General features: G+C 63.7%; 14 protein-coding genes. 8 read left to right on the top strand and 6 right to left on the bottom strand.

The window, feature by feature from the left end; genetic code table 11:
* Positions 1–43 precede the first annotated feature (43 nt).
* Positions 44–250 carry a zinc-ribbon domain-containing protein gene (locus AB0O58_RS09050; RefSeq protein ID WP_032368853.1) on the top strand — a complete coding sequence of 69 codons (207 nt, stop codon included), beginning with the start codon at positions 44–46 and terminating at the stop codon, positions 248–250.
* 56 nt (positions 251–306) lie between these two features.
* On the opposite strand, the gene AB0O58_RS09045 is transcribed toward AB0O58_RS09050, so the two are convergent.
* Positions 307–1,464, bottom strand: a complete 1,158-nt coding sequence (locus AB0O58_RS09045) for a beta-ketoacyl synthase N-terminal-like domain-containing protein (protein ID WP_032368854.1) — start codon at positions 1,462–1,464, stop codon at positions 307–309.
* Positions 1,465–1,655: 191 nt separating this feature from the next.
* Between AB0O58_RS09045 and AB0O58_RS09040 the strand changes: the two genes are divergently transcribed.
* Positions 1,656–3,263, top strand: a complete 1,608-nt coding sequence (locus AB0O58_RS09040; protein ID WP_206498286.1) for a diguanylate cyclase — start codon at positions 1,656–1,658, stop codon at positions 3,261–3,263.
* Positions 3,264–3,375: 112 nt separating this feature from the next.
* Positions 3,376–4,278: an arabinofuranosidase gene (locus AB0O58_RS09035; protein WP_206498327.1), complete on the top strand. Its 903-nt coding sequence runs from the start codon at positions 3,376–3,378 to the stop codon at positions 4,276–4,278.
* Between the two features lie 14 nt (positions 4,279–4,292).
* On the opposite strand, the gene AB0O58_RS09030 is transcribed toward AB0O58_RS09035, so the two are convergent.
* The 3 genes from AB0O58_RS09030 to AB0O58_RS09020 form a co-directional block, all read right to left on the bottom strand.
* Entirely contained in the window at positions 4,293–5,312 is a 1,020-nt protein-coding gene (locus AB0O58_RS09030; protein WP_283542421.1) for a phosphotransferase family protein, read from the bottom strand.
* On the bottom strand, positions 5,309–6,517 hold the full coding sequence (locus AB0O58_RS09025) for an acyl-CoA dehydrogenase family protein (RefSeq protein WP_027496173.1): 1,209 nt from the start codon (positions 6,515–6,517) through the stop codon (positions 5,309–5,311). The genes AB0O58_RS09030 and AB0O58_RS09025 overlap by 4 nt, the downstream gene beginning before the upstream one ends.
* A gap of 82 nt (positions 6,518–6,599) precedes the next feature.
* A complete protein-coding gene (locus AB0O58_RS09020) occupies positions 6,600–7,229 on the bottom strand; it encodes a TetR/AcrR family transcriptional regulator (RefSeq protein WP_032373097.1) in 630 nt (209 codons plus the stop codon).
* A gap of 153 nt (positions 7,230–7,382) precedes the next feature.
* Here AB0O58_RS09020 and AB0O58_RS09015 point away from each other — a divergent pair, with 153 nt between their 5' ends.
* From AB0O58_RS09015 to AB0O58_RS09000, 4 genes are all read left to right on the top strand, one after another.
* Positions 7,383–9,020, top strand: a complete 1,638-nt coding sequence (locus tag AB0O58_RS09015) for an AMP-binding protein (RefSeq protein WP_366238130.1) — start codon at positions 7,383–7,385, stop codon at positions 9,018–9,020.
* The gene (locus AB0O58_RS09010; RefSeq protein WP_032372980.1) at positions 9,017–10,309 is read left to right on the top strand and encodes an MFS transporter; all 1,293 of its coding nucleotides are present in this window, start codon (positions 9,017–9,019) and stop codon (positions 10,307–10,309) included. Before AB0O58_RS09015 ends, AB0O58_RS09010 begins: the two co-directional genes overlap by 4 nt.
* 70 nt (positions 10,310–10,379) lie before the next feature.
* Positions 10,380–10,715 (top strand): DUF2834 domain-containing protein, encoded by a 336-nt coding sequence (locus tag AB0O58_RS09005; protein ID WP_135046238.1) that lies wholly within the window; start codon positions 10,380–10,382, stop codon positions 10,713–10,715.
* A 30-nt stretch (positions 10,716–10,745) separates the two neighbouring features.
* Positions 10,746–11,570: a dienelactone hydrolase family protein gene (locus AB0O58_RS09000; protein WP_032364700.1), complete on the top strand. Its 825-nt coding sequence runs from the start codon at positions 10,746–10,748 to the stop codon at positions 11,568–11,570.
* 41 nt (positions 11,571–11,611) lie between these two features.
* On the opposite strand, the gene AB0O58_RS08995 is transcribed toward AB0O58_RS09000, so the two are convergent.
* Positions 11,612–11,977, bottom strand: coding sequence for a DUF1330 domain-containing protein (locus AB0O58_RS08995; protein ID WP_032372979.1), 366 nt, complete (start codon positions 11,975–11,977; stop codon positions 11,612–11,614).
* Between the two features lie 159 nt (positions 11,978–12,136).
* On the opposite strand from AB0O58_RS08995, the gene AB0O58_RS08990 reads away from it, so the two are divergent.
* Positions 12,137–13,036, top strand: a complete 900-nt coding sequence (locus tag AB0O58_RS08990; protein ID WP_366238129.1) for a 3-hydroxyacyl-CoA dehydrogenase — start codon at positions 12,137–12,139, stop codon at positions 13,034–13,036.
* Positions 13,037–13,149: 113 nt separating this feature from the next.
* Here AB0O58_RS08990 and AB0O58_RS08985 read toward each other — a convergent pair whose 3' ends face one another.
* Entirely contained in the window at positions 13,150–14,367 is a 1,218-nt protein-coding gene (locus AB0O58_RS08985) for a helix-turn-helix domain-containing protein (protein ID WP_366238128.1), read from the bottom strand.
* Positions 14,368–14,447: the final 80 nt, after the last annotated feature.

Genomic DNA, 14,447 nt, shown 5'->3' with positions numbered 1-14,447 from the left:
TGCTGCGCCGAGTCCGGCACCTGTTCGAGCCACCTATGCTGGGATGATGTTCCTCCTCTTCGGTTTCGGCAGCAAGCGCAAACACGTCGGCCCTGGCGCAACGCGAAACTGCCCGCGGTGCCACAACACGACCCAGTGGGCGAGAATGAAGCAGTACCAGCAATTCACGCTGTTCTTCGTCCCGGTTGCGCGGTGGAAACGCGTCGAGTTCGAGGAATGCGGGATCTGCGGGGCTGGGGTGTCGATCTGAACGGGCTCGCGCGCCCGTGACGGTGCGGGCGCGCGAACCATCCGGCAGACCGTCGCTCACGCAGGAGCCAGCACCACCACCGAATTGTGTCCTCCCATTCCCAGTGAGGATTTCATCGTCAGACCTGGCTCGGCTGCGGTGAATCCGTCGAGCAACTGCGGGTGTCCGTCGGAGACCTGTGGGGCCGCAGGAACCAGTCCGCGATCGAATCCCATGACGGCAGAGATGGTTTCGACGGCCGACGCCGCGCCTTGGCAATGCCCGGTGAGCGGCTTCACCGAATACACCTGCGCGTGTGAGCCGAGCACCGTCTCCAGCATTTCCGTTTCTGCGGCATCGCACTGAGCGGTGCCTGGCCCGTGCGCATTGAGGTAGCGCACCTGGCGCGCCGTGGCACCGGCGTCCGTCAAGGCGGCTTCGAAGCAGTCTCGTACCTGCGTCAGGGCCGGGTCGATGGACGTCGCGTGGAACGCGTCGTGAGTCATCGAACCGCCCAGTACCCGCGCGTACGCAGCATCGCTACGGTTGGTGAGTACGAAAGCTGTTGCTGCTTCGCCCATTCCGAACCCACGACTACCTTCCTGGAACGGTCGGCAGCCCTCCTGAGGTTCCACGTCGACCACCCCGACGCCGAGCGCGACGAAATGGTCGATGTTCTCCGGCGTCAGAGACAGGTCGGTGGCGACGAAGACGACGTCGTCGACGAAGCCGGTATCGAGCCACATCTTGGCGGTGAGAAGGCCGGCGTTGCCCGACGCGCACATGGCCGAGACGTTCATCGCCGGGCCGTGAAAGCCGTGCTCCTGCATCAGCAGTGATACCGGGGTCGACGGCATCAGCGTCAGGTAGTCGCGCACCCGCCGCACACCGCCGTCCTCCAGATAGAAGTTGCGCCACTCGTCCACTTCACCCAGGACGACCGCATGGACCAGACCGACCCGCCGACCGGGACGCCAGCCACGAGCGAGTGCGTCGTCGATGGCCTCGCGTGCGGCGCCGCGCAGTGCGCGGCCGAAGCGGCTGGTGCCGTCGTCGGTCTGCCCGCCGTCGGGCACTTTGGCAAGCCACACCGGGTTGCGGCCCGGGTGTGACCGGTTGTGGTGCAAGGTGGCGGCAGCCTTACCGCTGGCCAGACCGGTCCACAATGCGGCCGTACCCCAGCCGTAGCCGGACACTGCGCCGATCCCACTGATGTCGATGCCGTGAGATGTCATGATCGATTCTCGTTCCTTCTCGAGTTGTACGAGCCGTTTTCGGCTGGTTCCTCGATTTAGCCCCGCAAACAAGCACTGGGTCCAGTCGGAAAACGGACATAAGCATCGAACCGTGCAGAAGATTCCGGCTCGGCCCACAAAAGTGGTTGAATCGAGTGTCGACAGACCGCCTACGAACGCGAGGACCGCAGATGGCCCCAGGGGAGCGCGACGTCGTCGGCGACCCCGAAGCCGATCCCGGGTCGCCCGGTCTCGCAGATCGTTATCGGGTTCTGATCGAACACTCGCCCGACGCGATCGTCGTCCACAGGCGAGGCAACCTTGTCTACGTCAACCCTGCGGGGCTCCGGTATCTGCGCGCCGACAGTCTCGGTGCGGTGGTGGGCCGTCCGATCACCGACTTCATCGCGGCCGCGTCGATCGGGCCGATGCTCGAGCGCATCGCCGCCCTGGACGTGCACGGAACCGCCAGTTCGGCCTCCGAGGCGGAGGTACTCGCCCTCGATGGATCGACTCTGACCATGGAGGCGGTCTCGGTCCGCACGGTGTGGAACGGAGAACCTGCATTTCAGGTCATCCTTCGCGACCTCACCGAACACAAGGCCGCACAGAAGGCGCTGCACTATCAAGCCGCGTTGGTCGAGCACGTCAGCGACGCCATCGTGGGGGTGTCCTCCGACGGGGTCGTGTCCAGTTGGAATCCTGCCGCGGAGTCGGTCTACGGACGGCGCGCAGCAGATGTGCTCGGCCTCTCCGTATCGAATGCGGTGGGGGTGCCCTGCGACCCGGTGGCCATTCTCGCGGCCGGCGGTCGGCTGTGGGACTCGCATCTGCGCGCGGACGGGACGGCGTTGGCGATGGTGGTCGCCGCGGCCCAGATGCCCGACGGGTACGTGTTGGTCTGCGCCGACCAGAGTGCCGTCCGCCGGGCCGAGGAGCATTACACCGCCGTGGTGGAATCGCTGGAGGCAGGTGTCGTCGTACTCGACCACGCCGGTCGCATCACGTCGGCGAACCTCGCGGCGAAGACGATCCTCGACATCAAGGTGGGATCGGCGACGACGGGACAGTCCGCTGTGCTGCCGTTCCGGGTGTACGGCACCGATCAGCAACCCATTCGGCGACTCGAGCACCCCGTGGCCGTCACCGGCAGAACCGGGAAGCCGAGCCAGTCGGTGATCGGAGTCGAACGTCGTCGGGACGGACGACATTTCTGGCTGTCTCTGACTGCGACCATGCTCAACTTCGGCGGCCCGTCACCCTCGATCGTGGCAACGTTCGTCGACGTCACCGATGCCTATCGGACGAGCATGAAGCTCGAACACGCTGCAACACACGACGACCTCACCGGGCTTCCCAATCGCCCGCTGATTCTGGCGCGGCTCGACCAGGAGCTGTCCCGGTCGAGTCGGGAGGATGCCATGGCGGTGTTGTTCATCGACCTCGACAACTTCAAGACCATCAACGACCTGCACGGACATACGGTCGGTGATGCCGTACTCGGTATCGTGGCCGCGCGCTTGACGCGGGCTCTGCCGGACGACGCATTCGTCGGACGCATCGGCGGTGACGAATTCGTGGCTGTGGTGCCGTGCAGTGTGGGGTCGGAGGCGGACGACGTCCGGGCGGAACTCGCAACCCCGATCACGACGGCAGACCGAGAACTGACGGTGACCGCCAGTATCGGTTGCGTGACCGTCGGCAGTGGTGATCCTCGCACTGCCTTGGACATTCTCGACGATGCCGACCACGAGATGTATCAGGCCAAGCCGGTGTCGCAATACTCGGCGCAGTCGTAGCGTTCGGTAACGAACAGGCACGACTGTGCACTGTTGTTACTCGTGGGGCTCGTGCGTCGTACATACTTCAGCGGTGATCAGGACCCTGCGCAAGCACGCCCTCGCCATTCCCATGACGCTCGTCGCCGCCGTCGGACTGCTGTTCGGCGCAGCAGGTACGGGTAGCGCTGCGCCTGCGGTCACGTACACCATGGTGGCCTTCAGCAACGACAGTGATCGCAACATGGACGTGTACCAGTCCAGCAACGGAACGGACTTCACCACGGTCGAGACTGCCGCGTACACGCCGCCCTCCGGTGTGGTTCGTGACTCCAGCATCTTTCGAGCCGCCGACGGTATGTACTACGTGACATATACGACGGGCGGCGGCGCGGAAATCGGCTTTGCGCGCAGCGCAAATCGGGTGGATTGGGAATTCTTGCAGAACCTTCCGATCCCGTTCTGCTGTCTGCTTCTGCCCGGGACCGGGGCGGGTACCGGCTCGGCCGGGTCCTCGGAACTCCCGTCTCTGTCCCCGTTCACCACCAAGGCGTGGGCACCGGAGTGGTTCGTCGAGGGCGACCGCGTCAGCATCATCGTGTCGTTGTCTGCCGGCGGAGGGTTCGTGCCGTATCTCATGACGGCGACCGATCCCGGCCTGACGACGTGGAGTTCGCCGGTTCCGTTGGTGGGAATCGTCAACGACCACATCGACACCACGGTGGTGAAGGACGGGTCGATCTACCACGCATTCACCAAAGGTGAGAGCAACAAGGTCATCGAACACTGGATCGCGCCCGCTCTGGGCGGTCCCTACGTTCGGGACCTCACCTTCCGCGATTTCGGTCCCTTCAAGGAAGGGCCCGCCGTCGTCGAGTTGCCCGACGGCACCTGGCGGTTGTACTACGACGACTACACGAACCAGAAGTACTTCTACTCCGACAGCGCCGACCTGAGCGGCTGGTCCGCACCTCAGGAGCTTCCGGCGCTGTCCGGAATCGTTCGCCACATCGGCATCATGAGAGAAGCTGCGTAGCAACAGTATTGCGGTCAGGCCTCCGACAGTGCTCGGAGGCCGGCCGCGATGAATTCTCCAGTTGCTTCGGCGGCGTTGCGTGCTCCGGCACCGGTATCGGAGCCCGACAGTGCGCGGTGGGTGATGCCCTCACCGATCACACCGAGCTTGAAGTTGGCCAACGCCACATAGAAGCCCCAGTTGTCCACCTCGCGGCCCGATCGAACAGCGTACTGCTGCACCAGATCCGCCGCCGAGGGGTAGCGGTCGCTCGTCCAGGCTGCGTCGGCACCGAGAACGGCATCGAACACGGGTTGCCGGTACACGCACATCAGCGCCACATCGGTCAACGGATCGCCGAGTGTGGACATCTCCCAGTCCACCACGGCTGCAACAGAACTCACGTCCTCGGCATCGAGAATAGTGTTGTCGACTCGGAAATCGCCGTGCACGATGGACGCCGCCGATCCGGTGGGCACCGCAGCTTCGAGGGCCCGGTGAAGTCGGTCGACGTCGGGTAGCTCCCGTGTCTTCACCGTCTGCCACTGACGCGCCCACGTGGCGACCTGACGAGCAACGAAACCATCGGGGCGACCGAACTTTTCGAGACCCACGGCCGCAGGATCGACGGCATGCAGCTCGGCGAGCACCCGCACCAATTCGGCGGCGTTGTCTGTGACCTGCTCGTCGGTCAGATCGCGCAGATCCTCGCGTGTGCGCACGACGTGCCCGGGAACGAAACGGACCACCGTCATCGGAGCACCGAGTACGTCACCTTCTCGGTCGAAGGCCACGGTCTCGGCCACCGGCACCGCGGTGGACGCGAGCGCGTCGGTCACTGCCCACTCCCTGGCCATGTCGTGCGCCGACGGGGTCAGGCCACTGGTCGGGGGCCGACGAACCACCCACGTCGAGGTGTCGTCGTACACCTTGTACGTCAGGTTGGAGCGACCGCCGCTGATCATCTCGACCGTCAGCTCACCGTCGACATCAATGCCCTCGGCACGCAGGAATCGTTCCAGAGCAACGCGGTTCATGCCCGGTAGGTCGCTCATGACTGCTCCTGTGCGGCGCGCTTCGCTGCCCCGACCGCTCGTTTTGCGATGGCCCAGCGATGCACTTCCGACGGGCCGTCGTAGACCCGGAACGGACGTACTTCGCGCGAAAGCCGTGCCAGTGGCAGGTCGTCCGATACCCCGAGCCCGCCGCACATCTGGATGCTGCGATCCACGATGCGAAAGATGGCCTCGGCTGCGAACGTCTTGGCGATGGAGGTTTCGTTGCTCGCGTGGCCGCCGCGATCCAGCTCGAAGCAGGCCTTGATCAAGAGGGCACGCGATGCGGCGATGTCGATCTCGTTGTCGGCGACCATCTTCTGGATCATGCCGAGATCGCCGAGCTTGCCGCCGAACCCTTCGCGCTGGGCCACCTGGGCGACGGCGATGTCGTGCGCCCGTCTCGAGGCTCCGAGCCACCGCATCACGTGGGTCATGCGGGCGGGTCCCAATCGCACCTGGGCGTAGGCGAAGCCCTCGTCGACGGCCCCGAGAACGTTCTCGTCTGGCACGAAGACGTTCTCGAAGAACACCTCGCAGTGCCCGCCGATCATGGCTTTGTCCAGGGTGCCGATATGACGGCCGACCGTGATGCCCGGTGTGTCGGCCGGGGCCAGGAACATCGTGGCTCCGCCTCGGTCACCCGGCTTTCCGGATGTACGGGCCATGATGATGAAGAACCCTGCGCCGTCGGCTCCGGTGATGAACCACTTGTGTCCGTTGATCTTCCATCCACCGTCGGTCCGTTCGGCCGCAGTGGTGAGGGCAGAGGGATCGGAGCCGGCACCCGGTGCCGGCTCGGTCATCGCGAATGCAGATCGTTGATCGCCGCGGGCGAGAGGGGCGAGGAATTGATCCTTCTGTGCCGGCGATGCGATGTGCGCCAGCATGTGGACGTTGCCCTCGTCGGGTGCGCCGAGATTGAGTGCGATGGGGCCGAACAGGGAGTAGCCCGCTTCCTCGAACACCGGTGCGCGGTCGCTCATCGACAGACCGTGCCCACCGTATTCGACGGGTGCGTGCGGTGCGAACACGCCCGCTTCCTTGGCTGCGGACTGCATCTCGACCCGGAGGCCGTCGCCGCCTGCGTCGGCGATATTGCCCAGAAATCGATCCTCGATCGGGAGCACGTATTCGCGAGTGAACGTACGCGTTCGGTCGATCAGCTTCTCGACGTCTGCGTCGAAGGTGAGGTCGATGGCCATTCTGCACTCCCTGGTCGATACCGACCGAACACTCGCTCGGTCTCTTGAAGACTGGCATACACGCAGGTTTCGGTCAAGGAACTCACGTCCTCTGTACAGTGCCTCGGCCGGTAGCAGCACCGACCGTTCGGCGTGCGATATCGAGGTACACCTCGACCAGTTCGGCCGGCGTCAGCGGGCCATCGGGTCGGTACCAGGTGGCCACTCCGATGCACATCGTGGTGACGGCCCGGCTGGCATCCGCGGGGTGCGGGGTGTCGAAGACCCCGGACTCGACTCCGTCGGTGACGATGGCGTCGAGCAGTCGTTGCTCTTCGTCGCGCTTGGCGATGTAGGCGGTGCGGTTGGCCGGCTCGAGACTGCGAATCTCGGTGGAGCACACGAACGCGGCATCGCGGCGATGGATATGGAACAGCAGCAAGGACTCCACCACCGCGTCGAATCGGTCCTTCGGCGACGAACCGGCCCCGTCCATGGCCGATCGAGTCCGGTGCAACAGTTCGTCCATCGACGCATTCATGATGCCGACCAGGAGGGCCTGCTTCGACGGAAAGTGGTGATACAGACCGGGAACCGACAAGCCGGCACCCGCGGCGATCTGCCGCACCGACGTGCCGTGGTAGCCCTGCTCGACGAAGATGCGCAAGGCCGACGCCAGCGCTGGGGACAGTGCTGCGCCCTCGTATGTTCGCCAGTCGCCGATCGAGGTCATGCGATCACCGTAGAGGGCAGAGCGAACTGGGCCGGGCGTTCGCACCGGGTTGACACCAAAGTTGTGATCCGCAACACTAGCGAGACAGCAGACCGAGCGAGTGTTCGGTCGGTCCACGTGGGCCGAAAGTCTGCTCGAGCGGAAGGGCCGTTCATGACCCTCGACAGCGCGACCGGGCCTGCGACTGTTCTCGACGCCTGGCGTAGCCGAGTCGCCGACACCCCGGACCGGCCGGCGCTGGCGTACTTCGACGCCGTGCTCACGGTGCGCGAGGTGGACGAGGCGTCCGATGCACTTGCCGCCGCACTGTTCGATCGAGGAGTGTCACAGGGCGATCGCGTCGGCATCTATCTGCAGAACATTCCGCAGTACGCCTTGACGTTCCTCGCGTTGTGGAAGATCGGGGCGGTCGCGTTGATCCTCAACCCGATGTACCGCAACCGTGAACTTCGCACCTTGATCGACGATGCAGAACCTGTCGCGCTCGTCTGCGACGAACACGATCTCGATTCTGTGGGGGCGACGTTGCGCGGCAGTTCGATTCGACTGCTCGTGAGCACCAGCGGACTGGACCTGCAGACACGCGACGACCCACGAGTCTTTGCGTCGACGTCACGCGTGACACCCCGGCCCGACGACGATCTGATGGGTCTGATCGACCGCTACCGTGGTCGATCTTTCCCCGAAATCGATCCCGAGCCGGACGATCTGGCGCTACTGGCCTATACGTCAGGAACCACGGGTCCGCCGAAAGGCGCGCAGATCTCGCACGCGAACGCCTTCGCGACTGCCCTCGATTTCGGGGAACGGGCCGGTCTCGACGACGGCGACGTCGTGTTTGCCGTCGCACCGCTGTTTCACGTCACCGGCGCGATGCTCGACGCGGCGGTGGCCCTGATCCGCGACTGCATGCTCGTGTTCGCGCATCGTTTCGACGCGGCAGTCACTCTCGACGCTGTCGTCGAGCATCGCGTCACCTACACCATCGGTTCGATCACGGTGTTCAACGCGATCTCCGCAACCGAGGGTGCGACGAGGGCCCACTTCGAGTCGGTGAGGGCGTTGTATTCCGGAGGCGCACCTATTCCGCCCGCCACCGTCGCCGCGTTCGAGTCCCAATTCGGTTGCTACATCCACAACGCATACGGGATGACCGAAACCACGGCGGGAGTCATTGCCGTGCCACCTGGCGTGCGCGCGCCGGTGGACGCGGCCAGCGGTTCACTGTCCGTCGGGTTGCCTCTTCCGCGCGTGACGTTACGAACGCTCGACCCTTCGGGCCGGCCGACACCCCCAGGACTTGCAGGGGAACTGGAGATCTCGGGTCCGCAGGTGGTGTCGGGCTACTGGCGCAATCCGGACGCGTCCGAGTCGACGATGCCAGAGGGACGTCTGCGCACAGGCGACGTGGCGATCATCGACGAACACGGCTGGGTGTATCTCGTCGACCGGCTCAAGGACCAGATCAACGTGTCGGGATACAAAGTGTGGCCCCGAGAGGTCGAAGATGCACTCTACGAACATTCAGCGGTGTTCGAGGCCGCTGTGGTGGGCAGGCCGGATGACTATCAAGGGGAATCGGTGGTTGCGTACGTGTCACTCCGGCGCGACGCTACCACGACGCCGGATGAACTGATGGCCTTCGCGCGTGAACGACTGGCCGCGTACAAGCGTCCGAAATCCATCCACATCATCGACGAACTTCCCAAAACCCAAACCGGGAAGATTCGACGTGCAGCACTCAAACCTGTTCCTGTGAAAAAAAATTCGATCGAAAGTGGCACTCCATGACTGTCGGATCATCGCACGACACCCGCTCGACACCGGATATTTCCTCACGGAAGAAATCGTTGTTCGCCAGCACGATAGGCAACGTACTCGAATGGTACGAGTGGAGTGCCTATGCAGTGTTCGCGCCGTTCATTGCGGCGGCCATGTTCAGCCAGGCCGATCCTGTCTCGGCATTGCTGTCCACGCTTGCGGTGTTCGCCGTCGGATTCCTGATGCGGCCTCTCGGCGGCATCGTGTTCGGACGCATCGCGGACAAGAAGGGCCGCAAGTTCGTTCTTGTCACCACGATGCTGATGATGGCAACCGGCAGCTTGCTGATCGGCATCATGCCCACCTACGGTGCGATCGGGGCGTGGGCCTCGGTACTGCTGTTGCTCGCACGCGTCATGCAGGGTTTCGCGCACGGCGGCGAGTCGGCAACGGCGTACTCCTACGTCGGCGAGATCGCACCACCGAACCGACGTGGCATGTGGGGCAGCGTCGCGTTCGTCGCCATCTTCGGTGGATCGGCTCTGGCATACACCGTGGGTGGCGTCATCACCTCCACCCTGTCGGACTCTGCTGTCGGGCAATGGGGTTGGCGCATCCCCTTCCTCCTCGGCGCGCTCCTCGCGCTGTTCGCTCTCTACCTGCGCAAGAACATGGACGAGAGCGAGGTGTTCGACTCGGAGCAGAACAAGGTCGAACAAGAACCGATCGCGCGTAAGACCGTCGTCAAAGCGATCGTGTTGATGATCGGAATGACGTCGGGAATCACGGCGGCGCACTACACCTGGACCTCCTACGTCTCGACGTTCGCCATCACGCAGCGCGGGATGAACCCGGACACCGCCTACTGGATGCTCGTCGTCGCGCAGTTGATAGCGCTGGTGTCGCTACCGTTCTTCGGTCGCCTTTCGGATTCGATCGGTCGGCGGCCGATGCTGGCGGCATTCGCAGTGCTGATGTTCGTGCTGCAGATCCCGCTGACGATGCTGATCTCCACGCAGTGGTGGTCATTGCTGCTGCCGTCGACGGTGGCCCTGCTCGTCATCGCCGTCCCGGCCTCGATTCTGTCGTCGACGTTGTCGGAGAGCTTTCCCACCCGACTCCGAACGCAGGCAATCGGATTCGCCTACTCGTTCTCGGTTGCGGTGTTCGGTGGAACGGCACCGTATCTCAACCAGCTGTTCCTCGGGTTGGATCTGGGCTGGGTCTTCGGCGTGTACATCATGTTCCTCGCTGCCCTGACCGGAGTCGCTTGCTTCTACATGAAGGAGACCAAAGGCATCCGGCTCGAGGACGTCTGACTCGGACCGGCCGACTCGGTCGAATCGAACGACACGCCGGTAGTGTTGCGCGGTGCTCTACGTTGAGGTCATGAGAACCGCAGACGCCACTCGTCGACGCCTCCTGCTGCTGCTGACCGTCATCGGCTTCGTCGTCCCCAATGCCTACGTCGTCGGCTACTTTCGCGAGCACGGGGTGAGCGCGGGCAGCGCAGCGAAGTTCTTCTCCGAATGGGTGGCGTCCACGCCGACGCGAGCCTTGACCGCCGATCTCGGTATCACCAGTATCGCTTTCGGGATCTGGTCCAGAGGGGATGCGAAAGATCACGGCGTCAAACATTGGTGGCTGGTTCCCGTCGGTACCGGCTCGGTGGGAATTTGCTTCGCGCTTCCGCTGTACCTGTTGCTGCGTGAGTATTCGCAGTGATGTCGCCGATCGAGAAAGAGGACCGCTTCGATGACAGATGACGCCCTTGCCGACTTCGAGCGAACCGAGTTCACCGCAGACGGGCGCACGGCGCCTGTCTATCGAATCGGCACCGGGCCGGCGGTCATCGTGATGTCCGAAATGCCGGGCATCACGCCGAGAGTGGCGGATTTCGCGCGCACCGTCGCCGGGATCGGATGCACCGCGATCGTGCCGCACCTGTTCGGCGTCGACGGTAAAGATCCTTCGACCGCGCCCCTGGGCGTGCTCGGGACGGTGGCAACGATCTCTCGCGCCATCGTGCCGGCGTGTATCAGTCGAGAATTCACCATCCTGGCCACCGGCAAGTCGTCGCGAGTCGTGGTGTGGCTGCGTGCTCTGGCGGCCGAGGAACACGAGCGGTGCGGCGGACCGGGCGTCGGTGCCATCGGAATGTGCTTCACGGGCGGGTTCGCCCTGGCCATGGCCGCCGACGATCGATTGATCGCACCGGTGCTGTCGCAACCGTCACTTCCGTTCGCGGCATCGAAGTCACGCAGTCGTTCCATCGACATCAGTGCCGGCGACCTTTCGAAGGTGAAAAGCCGTTGTGCTGCGGGAGATCTCACTGTTCTCGGTATGCGGTTCCAGGGCGACACGATGTGTCCCCCTGCACGGTTCGAGTTTCTGAGGGAACAACTCGGCGACGCATTCGTCTCCGTGGAATTGCCCGACTCCTCGTTCAATCCGGAAGCCTTCGGACCGCCGCACTCCGTCGTGACGGAAGGACTCATCGACGAGCCGGGTCAGCCGACGCGGCAGGCACTGGACCAGGTACTCGATCTGTTCCGCAGTAAGTTGCTCGCAACGCCGTGAAGCCCCGCGGCGCGAACACGATGCGAAGCCGAAGGTCGAATTCACGACCACGGAATCGTGGCCTGCAGAACCGCCTCCTTCAGCGCGGCGGTCCGTAACGCCGTCACCGTCTGATATTCGGGATCGGCCACCATCTCGCTGAACGCCTTACGTGACGGGTACTGGACCATGAGGACTGCATCCCAGGCCTGCCCGTCCTCGGCGGCAAGTGCGGTCGAACCGTCGCCCGCGTACAGCACCGTCGCGCCGTAGCGCGGGAGGAAAGTCTCGTCCAGTGCTTTCGCATATTCTGCGTAGGAGTCGCGACCGCCCTCGGCGAAACGAAGCAGGTTGAGCATCACCACCGGACCACCGGGGTCTTCTTCGAGGTAGCGCTTCAGGTCTCTTCCACGGGGATCGACAGCCATCGTTCGAGTATGCGTGAACCGTGGATCCTGTGGAGTGTAAAGCGTTGTCGTCGGTCGAGTCGATCCACTGTTGGACCCCACGAGGCGGTCGCTCCGCGCTCAGCGGTAGAACTTGGAGAGCGCGAAACCAATGACTCCATCAAGGGAAGTGTGTCGTCCATGACCGATGTTGAGAACGTGACCGTATTCGGAACCGGAGTGCTCGGTTCACAGATCATGATGCAGGCTGCCTACCACGGAAAAACCGTTGTGGGATACGACATTTCCGACGAACTTCTAGCCAAGCTGCCGGACCGCTGGGAATGGATGCGCGGATACTACAAGCGTGACCTGAAGACTTTCGACGAGGCGCGCTTCGACAAGGCCATCGAATCCATCACGACCACCACCAGCGTCGCGGAGGCTGTTTCGGACGCCGACCTGGTGATCGAAGCAGTTCCGGAGGATCTCGACCTGAAGAAGAAGGTCTGGTCTGATATCGGCGCGTCCGCCCCGCCGAAAACTATCTTCGTGACCAACTCGTCATCGCTACTGCCCAGCAGTTTCGCCGAGGCCACCGGGCGGCCGGAAAAGTTTCTCGCATTGCATTTCGCCAATCTCGTGTGGCGATACAACACCGGTGAGGTGATGGCAACTGCTGCAACAGATCCTGTCTACTTCGATGTCGTATTGAGCTTTGCTTCGGAGATCGGTCTCGTTCCCGTTCCGGTCCGAAAGGAAATTCCGGGATACGTGCTGAACAGTCTGCTGATCCCGCTGCTGCAAGCGGGAGCCAACCTCTACGTCGGCGGGGTTGCCAATCCGGCGGACATCGACAACGTGTGGCGCATAGCCACCGGGGCACCCGCCGGTCCGTTCCAGATATACAACACTGTCGGCTTCAACGTCGCAGCACATATCGCGCGCGCACACGGTGGCGAGGATCAGGTCAAATTTGCCGACATACTGCAAAAGGGTATCGACGCGGGAAAGACCGGTCTCGGGGACGGTGAAGGCTTTTACACGTACGACTCCGAAGGCCGGCGACTCGATGTTGTCGAGTCGTGGAACATCAACTGAATCGCTCGATCCCGCCTGTCGGTGATCCTGGGATCGACGACCCGGGCTCGAGTAATCGGACATGGGCGCATGTGCGCATGACCACCGGCGACGCCGAATTCAGCCGAGCCGGGTCAACCGAGTTGGCGTAGTTGTATCGCGGTGTCCAGCGCCAACCGATGCCACGCCGAACGCGGATCCCGTCCGGTCAGTTTTTGAGCCCGGCGCAGTCGATAGCGCAAAGTCTGCGGGTGCACCTGCAGTCGGGCGGCTGCAGCCGTTGCTGTGCCGGTGGAGATGAAGGCCGAAAGGCCGTGCAGGATATGCTCGTTCGCTGCCTCGGTCAGCGGGCCGAGCACGCTACGCACCACCTCGCTCGTGTCGGCGGTCGGGCGCGCTGTCAACAGTGCCAACAGCTGACCGTCGCCCTGATCGAGCAGTGCCCGGCCGTCGAACGCGTGATCCGGTGCGGTCTCGAGCGCTTCCGAGGCGAGTCGCCACGAACTGCTGATATCGGTAACGGTCGATCTCTCCACGAGGCATCCGCGCAGCAGCAGATCCCGACACGCGAGGTCGACCTCGGCGCGATGGATCGACGGCGGCAGCAGCGCGATCGCGCGTTGTTCGCGCCGAGTGCACAAGTGCGTCCGTTGATCCGCCGTTGTGGTGCGGTCCGGAGGGACGAGGCCCATCGCAAGCACCAGAGACTCGACGGTGTCGTCGGACATGGGTCGGCCCGGATCGGTGGACTGCACCACGAGCAGGTTCGGTTGCGTGGGCAGCTTCAGGTCGAGTTCGCGAGTACGGTCCGACACCGTCCCGGGTGAGTTGTGTCTGGCAGCCAGCAAGTCGTCGAGCAACGCGGCGTGCGCCTGCGCACGGTTGGATGTGAGCTGCTCGCGCGCAATGACATACGCACCGATGATCTCCTCGGATATGGCGTCGATCGCGTCGAGCACGCCCAGGCCGAGTTCGGCGATGTCCGGCGGGTCGAGTACTTCCAGATACTCCGTTGTCACGTGCCGAACGAACACGCTCGACGCGACTCGATACGCGCGCAGCACATCGGCCAGCGGCCGCCCGTCTGCCGCGCGTGCGGAACCTATGGCTCGGAATCTCTTGTGGTCGCGGTCGTCGATCGTCCGATCGCCGTGCGCCCACAGGGCCATCAGCCGCCTCAGTGACCAATACGCGATGGCCTCGACATCGGCCAATTGTGGACCCTGCAGTGACTGGTAGACCGGGATCGCGTCGCGAATCGCGTGTACTGCGGATGCGACGACGGGGCCCAGATCCGATTCGATCTTCGCGACCACGGCGACCCGCGCCGGGTACATCGATCTACCTCGCACTCTTTATCAGCACCTGATAAATCCTATACTCATTCGACTCGATTTCCTTGAGTTCCGACGCCGACGACAGCACAGTCGAG

Origin of the sequence: Rhodococcus sp. NPDC080181, from assembly GCF_040702225.1 — a bacterium.
GTDB lineage: Bacteria > Actinomycetota > Actinomycetes > Mycobacteriales > Mycobacteriaceae > Rhodococcoides > Rhodococcoides fascians.
This window is presented reverse-complemented; position numbering and strand designations above follow the sequence as displayed.

Excerpts from the sequence above, each read along its gene's own strand:
- AB0O58_RS09035 (WP_206498327.1), top strand. The coding sequence starts at position 3,376 with ATGACGCTCGTCGCCGCCGTCGGACTGCTGTTCGGCGCAGCAGGTACG.
- AB0O58_RS09015 (WP_366238130.1), top strand. The coding sequence starts at position 7,383 with ATGACCCTCGACAGCGCGACCGGGCCTGCGACTGTTCTCGACGCCTGG.
- AB0O58_RS09025 (WP_027496173.1), bottom strand. The coding sequence starts at position 6,517 with ATGGCCATCGACCTCACCTTCGACGCAGACGTCGAGAAGCTGATCGAC.
- AB0O58_RS09020 (WP_032373097.1), bottom strand. The coding sequence starts at position 7,229 with ATGACCTCGATCGGCGACTGGCGAACATACGAGGGCGCAGCACTGTCC.
- AB0O58_RS09005 (WP_135046238.1), top strand. The coding sequence starts at position 10,380 with ATGAGAACCGCAGACGCCACTCGTCGACGCCTCCTGCTGCTGCTGACC.
- AB0O58_RS09010 (WP_032372980.1), top strand. The coding sequence starts at position 9,017 with ATGACTGTCGGATCATCGCACGACACCCGCTCGACACCGGATATTTCC.
- AB0O58_RS08990 (WP_366238129.1), top strand. The coding sequence starts at position 12,137 with ATGACCGATGTTGAGAACGTGACCGTATTCGGAACCGGAGTGCTCGGT.
- AB0O58_RS09040 (WP_206498286.1), top strand. The coding sequence starts at position 1,656 with ATGGCCCCAGGGGAGCGCGACGTCGTCGGCGACCCCGAAGCCGATCCC.
- AB0O58_RS09000 (WP_032364700.1), top strand. The coding sequence starts at position 10,746 with ATGACAGATGACGCCCTTGCCGACTTCGAGCGAACCGAGTTCACCGCA.
- AB0O58_RS09045 (WP_032368854.1), bottom strand. The coding sequence starts at position 1,464 with ATGACATCTCACGGCATCGACATCAGTGGGATCGGCGCAGTGTCCGGC.
- AB0O58_RS08995 (WP_032372979.1), bottom strand. The coding sequence starts at position 11,977 with ATGGCTGTCGATCCCCGTGGAAGAGACCTGAAGCGCTACCTCGAAGAA.
- AB0O58_RS09050 (WP_032368853.1), top strand. The coding sequence starts at position 44 with ATGATGTTCCTCCTCTTCGGTTTCGGCAGCAAGCGCAAACACGTCGGC.
- AB0O58_RS09030 (WP_283542421.1), bottom strand. The coding sequence starts at position 5,312 with ATGAGCGACCTACCGGGCATGAACCGCGTTGCTCTGGAACGATTCCTG.